Source organism: Streptomyces sp. NPDC025618 (assembly GCF_055558795.1).
In genome coordinates this window covers 185,603-201,854 of sequence record NZ_JBVHLW010000003.1, presented here as the reverse complement: position 1 = coordinate 201,854, position 16,252 = coordinate 185,603, and the positions used below count along the sequence as shown (strand labels likewise).

Below are 16,252 nucleotides of genomic sequence, written 5' to 3'. Positions count from 1 at the left end.
TCCCGCCACCCGGGCAGACGTCTCCCGCCCGCACCTACAGCCAGGCCCCCAGCAGGAAGGGGCAGGCGTCGAGGATCTCCGACGGCCCCTGGATGACCTCGCGCAGCGTGAAGACGACGTACTGCTCGCCCTTCGTCGCGAAGAAGTGCGTCTCCTCCCCCACGCCGGCCGAGGTCACCGCGTCCGGCACGCCCGTGAACGCCTTCGGCAGATGCCCCAGTTCGACGTCGTGCACCTCGCGCTCGTATGCGGTCCCCGGCCGGTCGACGATCACGATCCCGCGCTCCCCGAACACCAGATAGGACGAGCCGTCCGGCGCCGCGGACACCGCCTTGAAGCGCCGGCCGACCCGCGGCTGGAGCTCCTGCGCGGGGAAGTACTCATCGGCGGGCAGCAGGTCCTCGCCCTCACGGTCGGAGAATTCGACGGCGAGGTCGCCCTTGACGCCGAGGTAGGGGTGCCGGTGGCCCCGCGGGGTGCGCGTCACGAAGTCGAAGCCGCCGTGGAATTCCTTGGCCAGGTGCGGGAACGCCTCGCTGATCTTCTGCCGGTCGGCCTCCACCCGGTTCCGCCGGGAGAACCGCACGACCTCGTCGTCCCGGAACCCGGCGAAGCGGATGTACGGCGTGCGGTCGGCCCCCGGCACCCACGTGGAGACCCTGCCGAAGACGCCGCCGGTCGCCTCCAGCGTCGTCTTGAGCACACTGGTGGCCGTGGAGACGATGCCCCCGGTGGCCGGCTCCACGAGCAGAGCGGCCAGCGCGTCGAACGCCCGTTTCTCCCCGGCCGGTTCGACGGCATCGAAGTGCCACCGCCGGTCCCCGGCCGGGGCGATCGCGCTCTCCGCCGTCTGCTCGATCACCGCGCCCTCGGCGGCGGAACCACCGCGCACGGCCAGCCGCAGGTCACTGCGGACGTTGACGACGGACGACCCCTTGCCGTCGTCATCGGAGATCCGCCAGGTCTGGCTCCGGTACGCGGGCGCCCTCTCCTCCAGGGGCGCCTGCCCGACGGCGGCGCCCTTGCCGTTGCGGCGGACCTGGAGATACCGGCCGCTGCGCAGATTCCGCACCCGGTAGGTGTCCCCGCCCCCTTGCCCGGCCTCCAGCCGCCATGCCTGCCCCGCCCGCGCCGGCCACTCGTGCAGCCGCTCCTGCACCACCGCCGCGCCCTTCGCCGTCAGATACAGCCCGGTCTCGTCGTTCCTGATCAGGTACGTGGTCTTGGCGCTGACGCTCATGGACCCTCCTGTGAACGGCCGGAATCACTGCCTTGCTCCGGCGCCCCACGTTAGGAGCGCTCGGGAAGGGGTGCGACAGGAAACCCGGCCATCCGCACGGCGGTCGGCCAAGCCTCGTTCAAGTGGCCTGATCAGGCTCCCGCATCAGTGGGCATCCTCCATGCGTGAGCAATGAAAATCCCCCCTCGCTCCCTGCCCCCACTCCCCCGCCTCCCGCGCCTCCCGCGCCCGTGAGCTATGCCGTGGACACCCGCACCGACCGCCTCGGCCAAGTCATGGACCGGCACGCCGGATACGTACAGCTACGTCCTCCCCAGGGCGGCGTCGAGTGGGACTGCCCGCCCGAGTACGCCCGGCCCGCCTCCGAGGCGGAGGCGCTGCGCGCCCGCGTGGCACGGCTGAATGCCGAGAGCCGGTGGGGGCTTTGACCGCGCGCACCGTCTTCCTGTTCGGGAACTGGACGCTCGAGCCCGACCTGGAGCCGGACGCGGAGCCGATCACGTACGCGATGCAGTGCGCGGTGTGCGAGGCGTGCTCGGACGCGGTGGAGGACGTCGCGGAGGCCCAGGGCTGGACGTTCCGGCACGCGGGGCGCCACCCGTCCCACCACACCTACCGGGAGGTGATCACCAGGCCGTGGCGGGCGTGGATGGCCGGACCGCCGCCGGCCGCGGGCGGGGCCTGAGACCCACGGGGCCGCAGCGCACGGGTGACCCCCGCGCGGACGCCGAAATCGCCGCGCGGGCACCCCTCGGCCCTCGGATACGCTAAAGGCCTCTGTACACCGCGACCAGGGAGCAGCCGGAAATGGCTCGACACCTCATCACCAGCGCCCTTCCGTACATCAACGGGATCAAGCACCTGGGCAACATGGTGGGGTCCATGCTCCCGGCGGACGTCTACGCGCGCTTCCTCCGCCAGACCGGCCGCGAGACGCTCTACATCTGCGCCACCGACGAGCACGGCACCCCCGCCGAGCTCGGCGCCAAGGAGCTCGGCCTGCCGGTCGACACGTTCTGCGCCCAGCAGCACGACGCGCAGAAGGCGGTCTACGACGGCTTCGGGCTGTCCTTCGACTACTTCGGCCGCAGTTCCTCCCCCGAGAACCGCGAGATCACCCAGCACTTCGCACGGCAGCTCAAGGCGAACGGCTTCATCGAGGAGCGGGCGATCCGCCAGGTCTTCTCGATCACCGACGACCGCTTCCTGCCGGACCGCTACATCGTCGGCACCTGCCCGCACTGCGGCTACGACAAGGCGCGCGGCGACCAGTGCGAGAACTGCACCCGCGTGCTCGACCCGACGGACCTGATCGACGCCCGCTCGGCGATCAGCGGCAGCAGCGACCTCGAGGTGCGCGAGACCAAGCACCTCTTCCTGCTCCAGTCGAAGCTCCAGGGCGAGGTCGAGGCGTGGATCGACGAGCACGGCAAGGACTGGCCGGTGCTGGCCTCCTCCATCGCCCGCAAGTGGCTGACCGAGGGCCTCAACGACCGCGCCATCACCCGTGACCTGGAATGGGGCGTGCCCGTCCCGGCCGACACCTGGCCGGAGCTGGCGGCCGAGGGCAAGGTCTTCTACGTCTGGTTCGACGCGCCCGTCGAATACATCGGCGCCACCAAGGAGTGGGCCGCCGAGGACCCGGAGAACCGCGACTGGAAGTCGTGGTGGTACGAGGCCGACGACGTCCGCTACACCCAGTTCATGGGCAAGGACAACGTCCCCTTCCACACGGTGATGTTCCCGGCCACGCAGCTCGGCACCCGGGAGCCGTGGAAGAAGGTCGACTACGTCAAGGCCTTCAACTGGCTCAACTACTACGGCGGCAAGTTCTCCACCTCCCAGAAGCGCGGCGTCTTCACGCACGACGCCCTGGAGCTGCTGCCCGCCGACTACTGGCGCTATTTCATGATGGCCAACGCCCCCGAGTCGGACGACACGTCCTTCACGTGGGAGCTGTTCTCCGCCACGGTGAACAAGGACCTCGCCGACGTCCTCGGCAACTTCGTCAACCGCGTGCTCTCGTTCTCCAGGAAGCGCTTCGGTGACGAGGTCCCCGCGGGCAGCGAGGCGGGCGAGGCGGAGGCGGCGCTCGGCCGCGAGGTCGCGGAGCTGCTCGCGGAGTACGAGCGGCACATGGAGGAGCTCCAGTTCCGCAAGGCCGCGCAGGCGCTGCGCGCGCTGTGGAGCGCGGGCAACTCCTACCTGGAGACCAAGGCCCCCTGGCTGGAGATCAAGACCGACCCCGAGGCCGCGGCGCTCACGCTGCGCACGGCGATGAACCTCATCCACCTCTACTCCGTGGTCTCCGAGCCCTTCATCCCGGCGTCCGCCGCCGCGATGCGGTCCGCGTTCGCGCTGACCGACGACAACGCCACGTGGATCACGCCGGACCAGGCCATGTCCCTGTCCTTCGTCCCCGCGGGCACGGCCTTCACCGTGCCGCCGGTGCTCTTCGCGAAGATCACCGAGGACGACCTGGCGGCGTACCGCGAGCGCTTCGGCGGTGGCGAAGAGGCGTGATCGCGCCCTTCCCAAGGCGAAGGCGGGCCCGGAACCATGACGGTTCCGGGCCCGCTTCTCTGTATTGATCGATCGGCAATCGTTCGTTGACAGCGGCCTTGCAAGGTGGGACGCGCAGATACCTGGGGGAAGACGAAGACGAGGAAGAGAAGTGTCCGACAAACGCATCACCGTGACCGTGCACGCGACCGACGAGCTCAACAGGGCGAGATTCGTCCGCCGGCTGCGGGAGCTGCCCGAGGTGCGCGTGGTCCGCGAGGACGGGGATGTGTCCTTCGTCCTCATGGGCGAGGACGACGCCCCGGCCGCCGCGGAACTGCGCCGCCGGGCCCGGGACAGCGACGAACGCGTCATCCTCGTGGCCGAGGAACTCGGCGAGACGGAGCTGATGGCGGTGGCGGAATACGGGGTGCGGTCCGTCCTCTACCGGAGCCGCCTCACGGCATGGCGCCTGATCCGCGCGGTCCACACGGCGGTGGGCTGCTGCACGAGGGCTCCGCTGGTGACGGCGCTGGTGTAGGGGTTCGTTCCACGGCTGAGCTCAGCCGTATCCAGCCCGTCCGGCGTTTGAGGACTACGCGCGAAGTGTGTCGCTGGGGGCTGGGGGAAAGCGCCCCCGGATACGCCGAACGCCGGGCGGGACCGAAGCCCACCCGGCGCCCGGAACAACGGCCGTTACTTCACCGGCGGCTTGCGCAGCGAAAGGTGAAGCTCCTTCAGCCGCGACTCGTCCACCTCGCTCGGCGCGCCCATCAGCAGATCCTGCGCGTTGCCGTTCAGCGGGAACGCGATCGTCTCGCGGATGTTCGGCTCGTCCGCCAGCAGCATCACGATGCGGTCGACACCCGGCGCGATGCCGCCGTGCGGCGGGGCGCCGAACTTGAACGCGCGCAGCATGCCGCCGAACTCGCGCTCCACGTCCTCGTTCGAGTAACCGGCGATCTCGAACGCGCGGTACATGACCTCGGGCTCGTGGTTGCGGATGGCGCCGGAGGACAGCTCGGTGCCGTTGCAGACGATGTCGTACTGCCAGGCCAGGATGTCCAGCGGGTCCATCGTGTTCAGCGCCTCCAGGCCGCCCTGCGGCATGGAGAAGGGGTTGTGCGAGAACTCGATCTTGCCGGTCTCCTCGTCCTTCTCGAACATCGGGAAGTCGACGATCCAGCAGAAGCGGAAGACGTTCTCCTCGAAGTGGCCGGCGCGCTTCGCGGCCTCGACGCGGACCGCGCCCATGATCTTGGAGACCTCGTCGAACTCACCGGCGCCGAAGAAGACGGCGTGGCCGGGGGCCAGGCCGAGGGCCTCGGTCAGGGCCTTGACGTCCTGCTCGGTGAGGAACTTCGCGATCGGGCCGGACAGCTCGCCGCCCTCGCCCACGCGGACCCAGGCCAGGCCCTTCGCGCCCTGCTCGACCGCGTACTCGCCGAGGCCGTCGAAGAACTTGCGGCTCTGGCCGGCGGTGTCCGGCACGGCCAGCGCGCGCACGTGCTTGCCGGCGAACGCCTTGAAGCCGCTGTCGGCGAAGACGCCGGAGACGTCGACCAGCTCCAGCTTGGCGCGGAGGTCCGGCTTGTCGGAGCCGTACTTCAGCATCGCCTCGCGGAAGGGGATCCGCGGGAACGGCGAGGTGACGTGGCGGCCGTTGCCGAACTCCTCGAAGAGCTCGGTCATGACCTTCTCGATGACCTGGAAGACGTCCTCCTGCTCGACGAAGGACATCTCCATGTCGAGCTGGTAGAACTCGCCCGGCGAGCGGTCCGCGCGGGCGTCCTCGTCGCGGAAGCAGGGCGCGATCTGGAAGTAGCGGTCGAAGCCCGCGATCATCAGCAGCTGCTTGAACTGCTGGGGGGCCTGCGGCAGCGCGTAGAACTTGCCGGCGTGCAGCCGGGAGGGCACCAGGAAGTCGCGCGCGCCCTCGGGGGAGGTGGCGGACAGGATCGGGGTGGCCAGCTCGTTGAAGCCCTGCGCGACCATCTTCTGCCGGATGGCGGAGATGACCGCCGAGCGCAGCATGATGTTGCGGTGCATGCGCTCGCGGCGCAGGTCGAGGAAGCGGTACTCCAGGCGCCGCTCCTCGTTGACGCCGTCGTCGGCGTTGATGGTGAAGGGGATCTGCTCGGCGGCGCCGAGCACCTCGACCTCGGTGACCTCGATCTCGATCTCACCGGTGGGCAGCTCGGGGTTGACGTTGTCCGCGCCGCGGCTCATGACCTTGCCGTCCACGCGGACGACGGTCTCCTTGGTGAGGTGGCTCAGGGCCTCGTTCGCGGCGGTGCCGGGACGGGCGACGAGCTGGACCAGACCGTGGTGGTCGCGGAGATCGATGAAGAGGATGCCGCCCAGGTCGCGCCGATTGTGCAGCCAGCCACTCAGTCGCACGTCGGTGTCGACGTCAGCCGCACGGAGCTCGCCGCAAGTGTGGGACCGGTACCGATGCATCGTTCATCCAAGTCGTTGGTCGAGGTGTGATCGAGGTCGTCGATCGAGGGCCTTGATCGAGGTCGTTGATCGGGCGGGGCGCCGGGTCAGCGACGTAGCAGCCCCTGTGCAAGCCTACCTACTGCCGCGAGCGGCCTCGGTGGTGTCCGGCGCCGATACCCGCATAAAGTGGGGCAATGCGCACCGAGGACGTACTGGCCGCTGTCGCGACCGGCCTGTGGCAGTGGGACAACGCCACTCGCGTCGTCGCCTTCGATGCCGAGGCGGCCCGCCTCATCGGCCTCCCCGCCGCGCACGTGGAGCTGACGGAGTCCGAGACCCGCGGCCGTTTCCACGCCGTCGACTGGGTGGAGATCCAGGGGATCATCAGCCTAGCGGTGGCCGAGGGCACCCTCGCCGAGGCCCGGCTCCGGGTGGTCGACGAGGAGGGGCACGTGCTGCGGACGCTGCGCAGCCGCACCCGGCCCTTCACCCGCGACGGCGAGTACGTCCTGGTGGGGACCCTGGAGGAGGTCCCGCAGCCGCTCCAGGGCACCTCGGCGGTGCGCACGTCCGTCACGGGCGACTGGCGCCGCAACAGAGAAGCGTTTCTGCTGGACGCCGGGCGGGCCCTCGCGGAGGCCCGCTCGACGGCCGAGGTGCTGCGGGTGGCGGCGGGTCTGTCGATGCCGGGCTTCGTGCCCTCGGGCCTGGCCGTCTTCAGCGCGGAGGCGTCCCGGGTCAAGGTCATCGGCCACCAGGGCTACGGTCCGGGCGAGGCCGCGCCCTTCCTCGACCTGCCGCTGGACGCCGGCTATCCGGCCGCGGAGGTCATCCGCACCGGCCGCGCGATCTACTTCCCCTCCCCCGAGGACTACGAGCGCCGCTTCCCCGAAGCCTGGAAGCAGGTGGCGCACTTCGGCCGCAAGGCGTGGGCCTTCCTGCCGCTGATCAACGCGGGGCAGACCATCGGCGCCTGGATGGCGGGCTTCAGCGTCCCGGTGGCCTTCACCCCCGACGAGCGGTCCGTGCTCACCACCGTGGCCCGGATGCTCGCGCAGGCGCTGAGCCGGGCCAGCGTCCACGAGTCCGAGCGCGAGCTGACCGTGGGCCTCCAGCGCTCGATGATGCCGACGCTCCAGCCGGACATCCCGGGGATGTCGGTGGCCGCGCGGTACGTCCCGACCGGCGGCGGCCTCGACGTCGGCGGCGACTGGTACGACATGATCCCGCTGCCCAACGGCAAGATCGCCCTGGTCATCGGGGACGTGCAGGGGCACGACGTCCGGGCCGCGGGGCTGATGGGGCAGCTGCGGATCGCCCTGCGCGCGTACGCCTCCGAGGGGCACCACCCCGACGCGGTCCTCTCCCGCGCCTCGCGCTTCCTCGCGGGGATCAACGCCAGCGAGACCGAGGGCGACGACACGGAACCGCGCTTCGCCACCTGCCTCTACACCGAGGTCGACCCCGCCACCGGGCGGCTCACCATCGCCCGCGCCGGGCACCCCGACCCCGCGATCCGGCTCACCGACGGCACGATGCTCCTGCGGCCCACGGCCGGCGGCCTGCCGCTCGGCATCGACCCCGACACCGACTACCCCACCACCCGGCTCGTCCTTGAACCCGGCGAGACGATGCTCGTGTGCACCGACGGCCTCATCGAGACCGGCGGCCACGACCTGGAGACCGGCTGGGAACGGCTGCGCGGGATCATCGAGGGGCACGTCTGCGACGAGGAGGGCGTCCGGGCCACCGAGTGCCTGGAGGCGCTCGCCGACGCGCTCGTGCAGGGCGTGCACGGGCCGTCCTCCCACTACACGACCGGCCCGCTCGCCGACCGGCGCGAGGACGACATCGCCGTCCTCCTGCTCGCCCGCGAGAGCGCGGCCCGCACCGGCGCCCCGGCCGCGCGGCGTACGGTCCTGACCATCGCCCAGGCCGAACCGGAGCGCATCGCCGAGGCACGGCGGCAGCTGCGCCTCCTGCTGCACGACTGGCCGGACCCGGACCAGGTCGACTCGGCCGTCCTGATGGTCTCCGAGATGGTCACCAACGTCCTCGTGCACACCGACGGGGACGCGCTGCTCAGCGCCCAGATCTCCGGCGAGCACGGCGCGCGCTGCGTGCGCGTGGACGTGGCGGACGGCAGCGACGAGCTCCCGCACCGACGGCACCCCGGGGAGATGGCCTCCTCGGGGCGCGGCCTGGTGCTGATGGAACTGCTCGCCGGCGCCTGGGGAGTCGACCCCCGCGGCGAGGGCAAGAACATCTGGTTCGAGCTCTACGAGACGGACGGCGCAGCCCCGCCGGCTCAGGAGTCGGCCGGGATCACACCGAGCTTGCCGGACTGATAGTCCTCGAACGCCTGCGCGAGCTCGGCGTGGGTGTTCATCACGAACGGCCCGTAGTGCATCATCGGCTCCCGGATCGGCCGCCCGCCGAGGAGCACGACCTCGAAGTTCGGGCTCCGGGACTCCTGCGACGCGTCCGCCCGGAGGGTGATCGAGTCGCCGTTGCCGAAGACGACCGACTGACCCGTGCGGAAGGGCCGCCCGTCCGTGCCCGCCGTGCCGCGCCCGGCCAGCGCGTACGCCAGCGCGTTGAAGTCGGCCCGCCACGGGAGGGTCAGCTCGGCCCCCGGGTTCAGGGACACGTGCAGCATCGTGATGGGCGTGTGGGTGATGCCCGGCCCCTCGTGCCCGTCGATGTCGCCCGCGATCAGCCGCAGCAGCGCACCGCCGTCGGCCGATGTCAGCAGCTTGACCTGGCCGCCCCCGATGTCCTGGTAGCGCGGGGACATCATCTTGTCGCTCTTCGGGAGGTTGACCCACAGCTGGAGACCGTGGAACAGTCCGCCGGTCATCACCAGTTCCTCCGGCGGCGCCTCGATGTGGAGGATGCCGGAGCCGGCGGTCATCCACTGGGTGTCGCCGTCGGTGATGGTGCCACCGCCGCCATGCGAGTCCTTGTGGTTCATGGTGCCGTCGATGATGTACGTGACGGTCTCGAAGCCGCGGTGCGGGTGCCAGGGGGTGCCCTTGGGCTCGCCCGGCGCGTACTCCACCTCGCCCATCTGGTCCATCATGATGAACGGGTCGAGGTACTTGTAGTTGATCCCCGCGAAGGCCCTGCGGACGGGGAATCCCTCGCCCTCGAAGCCCGACGGCGCGGTCGCGACGTGCAGCACCGGCCGCTGCTTCGCGTCTACCGGAGCGGCGACGCGTGGCAGGGTCAGCGGGTTCTCAACGGTCACAGCCGGCATGACAGCCTCCTCGGTTGTTCTGCCTCCAAGTTAGTTGAAGGATGAACAACTGGCAAGGGGTTCCGCATTCCCGCGCACCGGACGCCACCGCCGACCATGGACACTGGATCAATGCGCCTGAACGTCCGTGGACCCGGCCCGGCCGCCCTCTCCGCCCTGATCGCCGCAGTCCTGGCCCTGGGCGCCCTCGCGCTGATGATGGCCAAGCACGGGATCGCCACGGACGCGCCCGTCGCGGAGGGCGACGCCGCGGGGCACTACGCGCAGCCGGAGGCGGCGGGCGACGCCGCGTCGAAGGCGCTGCTCGCGGCGGTGCGCAGCGAACCGGCCGCCCCGGCGCACCCGGAGGCCGCGCTCGCGGAAGGCCCGGACCCGCTGCCCGCCTCGGAGCCGCTGGAGGCGTCCGGGATCAAGCCGTCACCCGCGGTCGGGCCGCTCTTCTACACCGGCGAGGGCACGCCGGGCCACGGCTGCACCGCGAGCGTCGTGCACAGCCCCAAGGGCGATCTCGTGCTCACCGCCGCGCACTGCGTCCACCAGGACGGCTTCCGTACGGACATCGCCTTCGCCCCGGGCTATCACGACGGGGTCGCGCCGTACGGCGTGTGGGTGCCGGTCTCCATCGACATCGACCCGGAGTGGTCGGCGGACCGCGACCCGGACCACGACGTCGCCTTCCTGCGCGTCCGCAAGGTCGGCGACCGGACACCGATCGAGCGCGTCACCGGCGCGGAGAAGCTCGGCCTGAAACCGGCCGTGGGGCGGCCGGCACGGCTGATCGGCTACCCGGCGGAGGCGGAGACCCCGGTCGCCTGCCAGAACGCGACCGCCAGTTACAGCCCCACCCAGCTCCGCTTCGACTGCCGCGGCCTGACGAACGGCACGAGCGGCGGCCCGATCCTCACGGACGTCGACCCCAGGACGGGCCTGGGCACGGTCGACGGCGTCGTGGGCGGCCACCAGGAGGGCGGCGACGACGAGACGTCGTACAGCTCGTACTTCGGCGACGACGTGGCGGCGCTCTACCGCAGGGCCACGGCCTAGCCGTACATCCGGCGCATCGCGAAGTCGACCATCTGCTCGACCGCCTTCGCGTCGAAGACCATGCGGTGGTCGCCCTCCATGTCGAGGACGAAGCCGTAGCCGGTCGGCAGGAGGTCTATGACCTCGGCACCGGTGATCACGAAGTACTTCGACTCCTTGCCCGCGTACCGCCGCAGCTCCTTGAGCGAGGTGAACATCGGGATCACCGGCTGCTGGGTGTTGTGCAGGGCGAGGAAGCCGGGGTTGTCACCGCGCGGGCAGTAGACCTTCGAGCTCGAGAAGACGACCTGGAAGTCCTCCGCGGACATCGACCCCGTGGTGAAGGCCCGGACCGCGTCGGCGAGCGACGGCGGGGACGGCTCGGGGTAGAGCGGCTGCTCGCCGTAGCCCCCGGGCTGCTGCGGCGGTGCGTAGCCCTGCGTTCCCGCGTTCTGGTCGTAGCCGTACATGCGCCAAAGCGTACTCAGTCACAGTTGGACGATCAGGGGTTGCGTCTTATTACCGGTGGGTAGCATCATGGAAATTACTGCCCGGTACGTATTTGAGGTCTACCTCTCCCAGTCTTACGGAGCCGTTGTCATGGGCCACTACAAGTCGAATCTCCGCGACATCGAGTTCAACCTCTTCGAGGTGCTCGGCCGCGACAAGCTGTACGGCTCCGGCCCGTTCGCGGAGATGGACGTCGAGACCGCCAAGGACATCCTCTCGGAGATCACGCGCCTCTCCGAGAACGAGCTCGCGGAGTCCTACGCCGACACCGACCGCAACCCGCCGGTGTTCGACCCCGAGACCAACACCGCCCCGATTCCGGACACCTTCAAGAAGAGCTACCAGGCGTACATGGACGCCGAGTGGTGGCGTCTGGGCATCCCGGAGGAGATCGGCGGCACGACCGCGCCGCGTTCGCTCCTGTGGGGCTTCGCGGAGACGATCCTCGGCTCGAACCCGGCCGTGTGGATGTACTCCTCCGGTCCCGCCTTCGCGGGCGTGCTCTTCGAGGAGGGCACCGAGCAGCAGAAGCACATCGCGAAGATCGCGGTGGAGAAGCAGTGGGGCTCCACCATGGTGCTGACCGAGCCGGACGCCGGCTCGGACGTGGGCGCCGGCCGCACCAAGGCGGTCAAGCAGGAGGACGGCTCCTGGCACATCGAGGGCGTGAAGCGCTTCATCACCTCCGGTGAGCACGACATGGCGGACAACATCCTCCACTACGTCCTCGCCCGCCCCGAGGGCCACGGCCCGGGCACCAAGGGCCTGTCGCTCTTCCTCGTGCCGAAGTACGAGTTCGACTTCGAGACCGGCGAGCTGGGCGAGCGCAACGGCGTCTACGCCACCAACGTCGAGCACAAGATGGGCCTCAAGGCGTCCAACACCTGCGAGATGACCTTCGGCGACAAGCACCCCGCCAAGGGCTGGCTCATCGGCGAGAAGCACGACGGCATCCGCCAGATGTTCATGATCATCGAGTTCGCCCGGATGATGGTCGGCACGAAGGCCATCGCCACCCTCTCCACCGGCTACCTCAACGCGCTGGAGTACGCCAAGGAGCGCGTGCAGGGCCCGGACCTGGCCAACTTCATGGACAAGACCGCGCCCAAGGTCACCATCACGCACCACCCCGACGTGCGCCGCTCCCTGATGACGCAGAAGGCGTACGCGGAGGGCATGCGCGCCCTCGTCCTGCACACCGCCGCCGTCCAGGACGACATCCTGGTCAAGGAGCACGCGGGCGAGGACACCAAGGCGCTGCACGGCCTCAACGACCTGCTCCTGCCGATCGTGAAGGGCTACGGCTCGGAGAAGTCCTACGAGCTGCTCGCGCAGTCGCTGCAGACCTTCGGCGGCTCCGGGTACCTCCAGGAGTACCCGATCGAGCAGTACATCCGTGACTCGAAGATCGACACGCTCTACGAGGGCACGACCGCCATCCAGGGCCAGGACTTCTTCTTCCGGAAGATCGTCCGCGACCAGGGCCAGTCCCTGAACACCCTGGCCGAGGAGATCAAGAAGTTCCTGGCCTCCGAGGCCGGCGGCGAGGAGCTGGCCGCCGCGCGCGGCTCGCTCGCCAAGGCCGCGGTGGACCTGGAGGCGATCGTCGGCAAGATGATCACCGACCTCACCGCCACCGGCGAGGACGTCAAGAACATCTACAAGGTCGGCCTCAACACCACCCGCCTGCTGATGGCCTCCGGCGACGTCGTCGTCGGCTACCTCCTGCTGCGCGGCGCGGCCGTGGCCGCCGAGAAGCTGCCGACCGCCTCCTCCAAGGACAAGGCGTTCTACGAGGGCAAGATCGCGGCGGCGAAGTTCTTCGCCCACAACATCCTGCCGGGCGTCTCCCTGGAGCGCGGCCTCGCCGAGTCCATCGACAACTCCCTGATGGAGCTGGACGAGTCCGCCTTCTGAGGCACCCCGCGCGCGGCACGCGACCGGACCGTAAGGTTCCGCTGACCGTCACGGCGCACCGCTTCCGCGCACCGGCCACGGGCCCGCTCTCCCTCCCGGGGGCAGCGGGCCCGTTGTCCTTATCCTGAGGCCATGAGCCCTGCGCACCGCTTCGACCGCGGCCACACCGACGACCTGATCTCCTTCCTCGCCGCCAGCCCCTCCCCGTACCACGCGGTGGCCAACACGGCCGCACGACTGGAGAAAGCGGGCTTCCGCCAGATCGCGGAGACCGACGCGTGGGACGCGTCGACAGGTGGGAAGTTCGTGCTGCGCGGGGGCGCCCTCATCGCCTGGTACGTACCTGAGGGCGCGACAGCCGCCACCCCCTTCCGCATCATCGGCGCGCACACCGACTCGCCCAACCTCCGCGTCAAGCCGCTGCCCGACACCGGTGCGCACGGCTGGCGCCAGGTCGCCGTCGAGATCTACGGCGGCACGCTGCTCAACACCTGGCTCGACCGCGACCTCGGCCTCTCCGGCCGGGTGACCCTGCGCGACGGCAGCCACCACCTCGTCAACGTGGACCGCCCGCTGCTGCGCGTGCCGCAGCTCGCCATCCACCTCGACCGGGGTGTCAACGACAGCCTCAAGCTCGACAGGCAGCGGCACATGACGCCGGTCTGGGGCCTGGGCGAGCCGCGCGAGGGCGACCTCATCCGCTTCGTCGCCGACGAGGCCGACCTGGCCGCCGAGGAGATCGCCGGCTGGGACCTGATGGTCCACAGTGTGGAGCCGCCCGCCTACCTCGGCCACGACCGCGAACTCCTCGCCGCGCCGCGCCTGGACAACCTGCTGTCCGTGCACGCGGGCGCGGCCGCGCTGGCCGCCGCGGCCGGCGAGCACCTGGCGTACATCCCGGTGCTGGCCGCCTTCGACCACGAGGAGAACGGCAGCCAGTCCGACACCGGCGCGGACGGCCCGCTGCTGGGCACGGTGCTGGAGCGGTCCGTCTTCGCCCGCGGCGGCTCGTACGAGGACAAGGCGCGCGCCTTCGCCGGCACCGTCTGCCTCTCCTCCGACACCGGCCACGCGGTGCACCCCAACTACGCGGAGCACCACGACCCGGGCCACCACCCGGTGCCCAACGGCGGGCCGATCCTGAAGACCAACGTCAATCAGCGGTACGCGACCGACGGCGGCGGCCGGGCCGTCTTCGCCGCCGCGTGCGAGCGGGCCGGCGTGCCGTGGCAGCACTTCGTCTCCAACAACTCCATGCCCTGCGGCACCACCATCGGTCCCATCACCGCCGCCCGCCACGGCATCTCCACCGTCGACATCGGCATCGCCTGCCTGTCCATGCACTCCGCGCGCGAGCTGTGCGGCGCGGACGACCCGCACCTGCTGGCCGCCGCGCTGACGGCCTTCCTGGAGGGCTGATTTGGAGTTCTCCCTGCTGGGTCCGGTCACCGCCACCGCCGCCTGCGGTGAGCTCCCGCTGGGCCCCGCCAAACGGCGCAGCGTGCTCGCCATGCTGCTGTTGCAGCCCAACACGACGGTCTCCGTGGCGCAGTTGATCGACTCGGTCTGGGAGGACGCGCCGCCCGCCCACGCCCGCACGGTGGTCCAGGGCCATGTCTCGCGGCTCCGGGCGACCCTGGCGGAGGCGGGCGCCGACGCGTACGGGGTGTCGCTGGCCACGCACGGTTCGGCGTATCTGCTGCGGCTGCCGGAGCCGGCCGTCGACACGTACCGCTTCGGCGAACTCATCGCCCGCGCGCGCCCGGAGGAGGCGCCGGAGGAGGCGGTGGGGCTGCTCCGGGAGGCGCTGGGCCTGTGGCACGGCCCGGCGCTGACCGGCACGGTCCTCACGCCGCCGCTCGCCGCCGCCGCGCACGCCCTGGACGAGCGGCGGCTGACGGCCGTCGAGGCGCTCGCGCGCGCGTACGGCGCGCTGGGCGCGCACGACCACGCGGCCGCCGCCCTGCTGCCGGAGGCCGTCGGCCATCCTCTGCGGGAGTCCCTCGTCGCCACGCTGATGCTCGCGCTGTACGGCGCGGGCCGTCAGTCCGAGGCGATCGAGTGGTTCCACCGCACGCGGCGCCTGCTCGCGGACGATCTGGGGGTGGGCCCGGGCGAGGCGCTGCGCGCGGCCTACGCGCGCATGCTCGCGCCCGCGGCGGGCGGCGGGGACGCGCGCGGCGGGCGGTGGCCGGCCGACGGCGCCGGCCGGCCGCAAGCGTCACCGGGGCCCTGGGCGACTCCGCAGCTGCTGCCCCGGCGGCCCGCGGGGTTCCTCGGCCGCGACCTCGAACTCGCCGGGCTGACGCGGCTCCTGAGCGGGCCCGGCGCGGCGCCCGTGCCCGCGGCCGGTGAGGTCGCGCTCGTCACCGGGCCCGCGGGGGTGGGGAAGAGCGCGTTCGCCGCGCACTGGGCACATGTCCACGGCGACGCGTTCCCCGGCGGCCGGCTCTTCGCCGATCTGCGGGGGTTCAGCGGCGGCGAGGAGGCGCAGCCCTGCGAGGTGCTGCGGGAGTTCCTGCTGGCGCTCGGCACACCGGGTGACCGCATACCCGCCTCGCCGCAGGCCGCGTCCGCGCTCTACCGCTCGCTCGTGGCCGGGCGTCAGTTGCTCGTCGTGCTCGACAACGCGCGCAGCTCCGCCCAGGTGCGGCCGCTGCTGCCGGCCGGTGCGCGGTGCGCGACGATCGTCACCAGCCGCAGCCGGCTCGACGGCCTGGTGGCGACGGACTCGGCCCGGCCGCTGCGGCTGCGCTCGCTCGGCACGGAGGACGGGGTGGCCCTGCTGGGCACGGTCCTCGGGCCCGACCGGGTCGCCGAGGATCCGGACGCGGCGGCCGAACTGGTCGCGCTCTGCGACGGGCTGCCGCTCGCGCTGCGGGCCGCGGCCGCCCAGCTGACGGCCCGTCCGCGCTGGCGGCTGGGCCGGCTCGCCGCGGCGCTGCGGGACGAGCGCCAGCGGCTGGCCCTGCTGTCCGCCGAGGACACGGGCGTGGCGGCGGCCCTGCGCGCCTCCGCGGCCCGCCTGTCGGAGGACGACGCCCGGCTCCTGAGCGCGCTGGGCACGGGCTTCACGCGCGTCGTGGACGCCTCCGCCGTCGCCGCGCTCGCGGGCGCCGACCCCGATGTGACGCGCTACGGCCTGGACCGGCTGGCGGAGATGCACCTGGTGGACGAGGAGGCGACGGGCCGGTACGTCATGAGCGACCTGGTCAAGCTCTTCGCGCAGCGGCCCGCGCAGGAGCCGGGCGACTGATTCCGGCGCGGGTTCGAACAGGGCGCGGGCAAGCCCGGGGCAAGACCACACATTCGGGGCACCCAATGCCGAAACGTTAGCGGAGCGTTAGCGGTTCGCCAAT

Annotated in this window: 13 protein-coding genes; 9 read left to right on the top strand and 4 right to left on the bottom strand. The window is 71.2% G+C overall.

What is annotated here, in order from left to right; translation table 11 throughout:
- Positions 1–34 precede the first annotated feature (34 nt).
- Positions 35–1,240, bottom strand: a complete 1,206-nt coding sequence (locus tag ACZ4A5_RS04880) for an RICIN domain-containing protein (protein ID WP_467578464.1) — start codon at positions 1,238–1,240, stop codon at positions 35–37.
- Positions 1,241–1,470: 230 nt separating this feature from the next.
- Here ACZ4A5_RS04880 and ACZ4A5_RS04875 point away from each other — a divergent pair, with 230 nt between their 5' ends.
- From ACZ4A5_RS04875 to ACZ4A5_RS04860, 4 genes are all read left to right on the top strand, one after another.
- Positions 1,471–1,668: a hypothetical protein gene (locus ACZ4A5_RS04875; protein ID WP_398869596.1), complete on the top strand. Its 198-nt coding sequence runs from the start codon at positions 1,471–1,473 to the stop codon at positions 1,666–1,668.
- Positions 1,656–1,925 carry a DUF7848 domain-containing protein gene (locus ACZ4A5_RS04870; RefSeq protein ID WP_467578461.1) on the top strand — a complete coding sequence of 90 codons (270 nt, stop codon included), beginning with the start codon at positions 1,656–1,658 and terminating at the stop codon, positions 1,923–1,925. Before ACZ4A5_RS04875 ends, ACZ4A5_RS04870 begins: the two co-directional genes overlap by 13 nt.
- A gap of 122 nt (positions 1,926–2,047) precedes the next feature.
- A complete protein-coding gene (gene metG / locus ACZ4A5_RS04865) occupies positions 2,048–3,763 on the top strand; it encodes a methionine--tRNA ligase (protein WP_467578459.1) in 1,716 nt (571 codons plus the stop codon).
- A gap of 151 nt (positions 3,764–3,914) precedes the next feature.
- A complete protein-coding gene (locus ACZ4A5_RS04860; protein ID WP_467578457.1) occupies positions 3,915–4,283 on the top strand; it encodes a DNA-binding response regulator in 369 nt (122 codons plus the stop codon).
- A 155-nt stretch (positions 4,284–4,438) separates the two neighbouring features.
- Here the strand turns inward: ACZ4A5_RS04860 and aspS are convergent, their stop codons facing one another.
- Positions 4,439–6,202, bottom strand: coding sequence for an aspartate--tRNA ligase (gene aspS, locus ACZ4A5_RS04855; protein ID WP_467578455.1), 1,764 nt, complete (start codon positions 6,200–6,202; stop codon positions 4,439–4,441).
- Positions 6,203–6,378: 176 nt separating this feature from the next.
- On the opposite strand from aspS, the gene ACZ4A5_RS04850 reads away from it, so the two are divergent.
- Positions 6,379–8,532 (top strand): ATP-binding SpoIIE family protein phosphatase, encoded by a 2,154-nt coding sequence (locus ACZ4A5_RS04850; RefSeq protein WP_467578453.1) that lies wholly within the window; start codon positions 6,379–6,381, stop codon positions 8,530–8,532.
- Here ACZ4A5_RS04850 and ACZ4A5_RS04845 read toward each other — a convergent pair.
- Complete coding sequence (locus ACZ4A5_RS04845) at positions 8,493–9,443, bottom strand: pirin family protein (protein ID WP_467578451.1); 951 nt, start codon at positions 9,441–9,443, stop codon at positions 8,493–8,495. The genes ACZ4A5_RS04850 and ACZ4A5_RS04845 overlap by 40 nt on opposite strands.
- A 111-nt stretch (positions 9,444–9,554) precedes the next feature.
- On the opposite strand from ACZ4A5_RS04845, the gene ACZ4A5_RS04840 reads away from it, so the two are divergent.
- The gene (locus ACZ4A5_RS04840; RefSeq protein WP_467578449.1) at positions 9,555–10,487 is read left to right on the top strand and encodes a trypsin-like serine peptidase; all 933 of its coding nucleotides are present in this window, start codon (positions 9,555–9,557) and stop codon (positions 10,485–10,487) included.
- Here the strand turns inward: ACZ4A5_RS04840 and ACZ4A5_RS04835 are convergent.
- A complete protein-coding gene (locus ACZ4A5_RS04835; protein WP_116212775.1) occupies positions 10,484–10,936 on the bottom strand; it encodes an SseB family protein in 453 nt (150 codons plus the stop codon). The genes ACZ4A5_RS04840 and ACZ4A5_RS04835 overlap by 4 nt on opposite strands.
- Before the next feature lie 130 nt (positions 10,937–11,066).
- On the opposite strand from ACZ4A5_RS04835, the gene ACZ4A5_RS04830 reads away from it, so the two are divergent.
- From ACZ4A5_RS04830 to ACZ4A5_RS04820, 3 genes are all read left to right on the top strand, one after another.
- The gene (locus tag ACZ4A5_RS04830) at positions 11,067–12,893 is read left to right on the top strand and encodes an acyl-CoA dehydrogenase (protein ID WP_467578447.1); all 1,827 of its coding nucleotides are present in this window, start codon (positions 11,067–11,069) and stop codon (positions 12,891–12,893) included.
- Positions 12,894–13,025: 132 nt separating this feature from the next.
- Positions 13,026–14,312, top strand: coding sequence for a M18 family aminopeptidase (locus ACZ4A5_RS04825; protein ID WP_467578445.1), 1,287 nt, complete (start codon positions 13,026–13,028; stop codon positions 14,310–14,312).
- A gap of 1 nt (position 14,313) precedes the next feature.
- Complete coding sequence (locus tag ACZ4A5_RS04820) at positions 14,314–16,149, top strand: AfsR/SARP family transcriptional regulator (RefSeq protein WP_467578444.1); 1,836 nt, start codon at positions 14,314–14,316, stop codon at positions 16,147–16,149.
- Positions 16,150–16,252 lie beyond the last annotated feature (103 nt).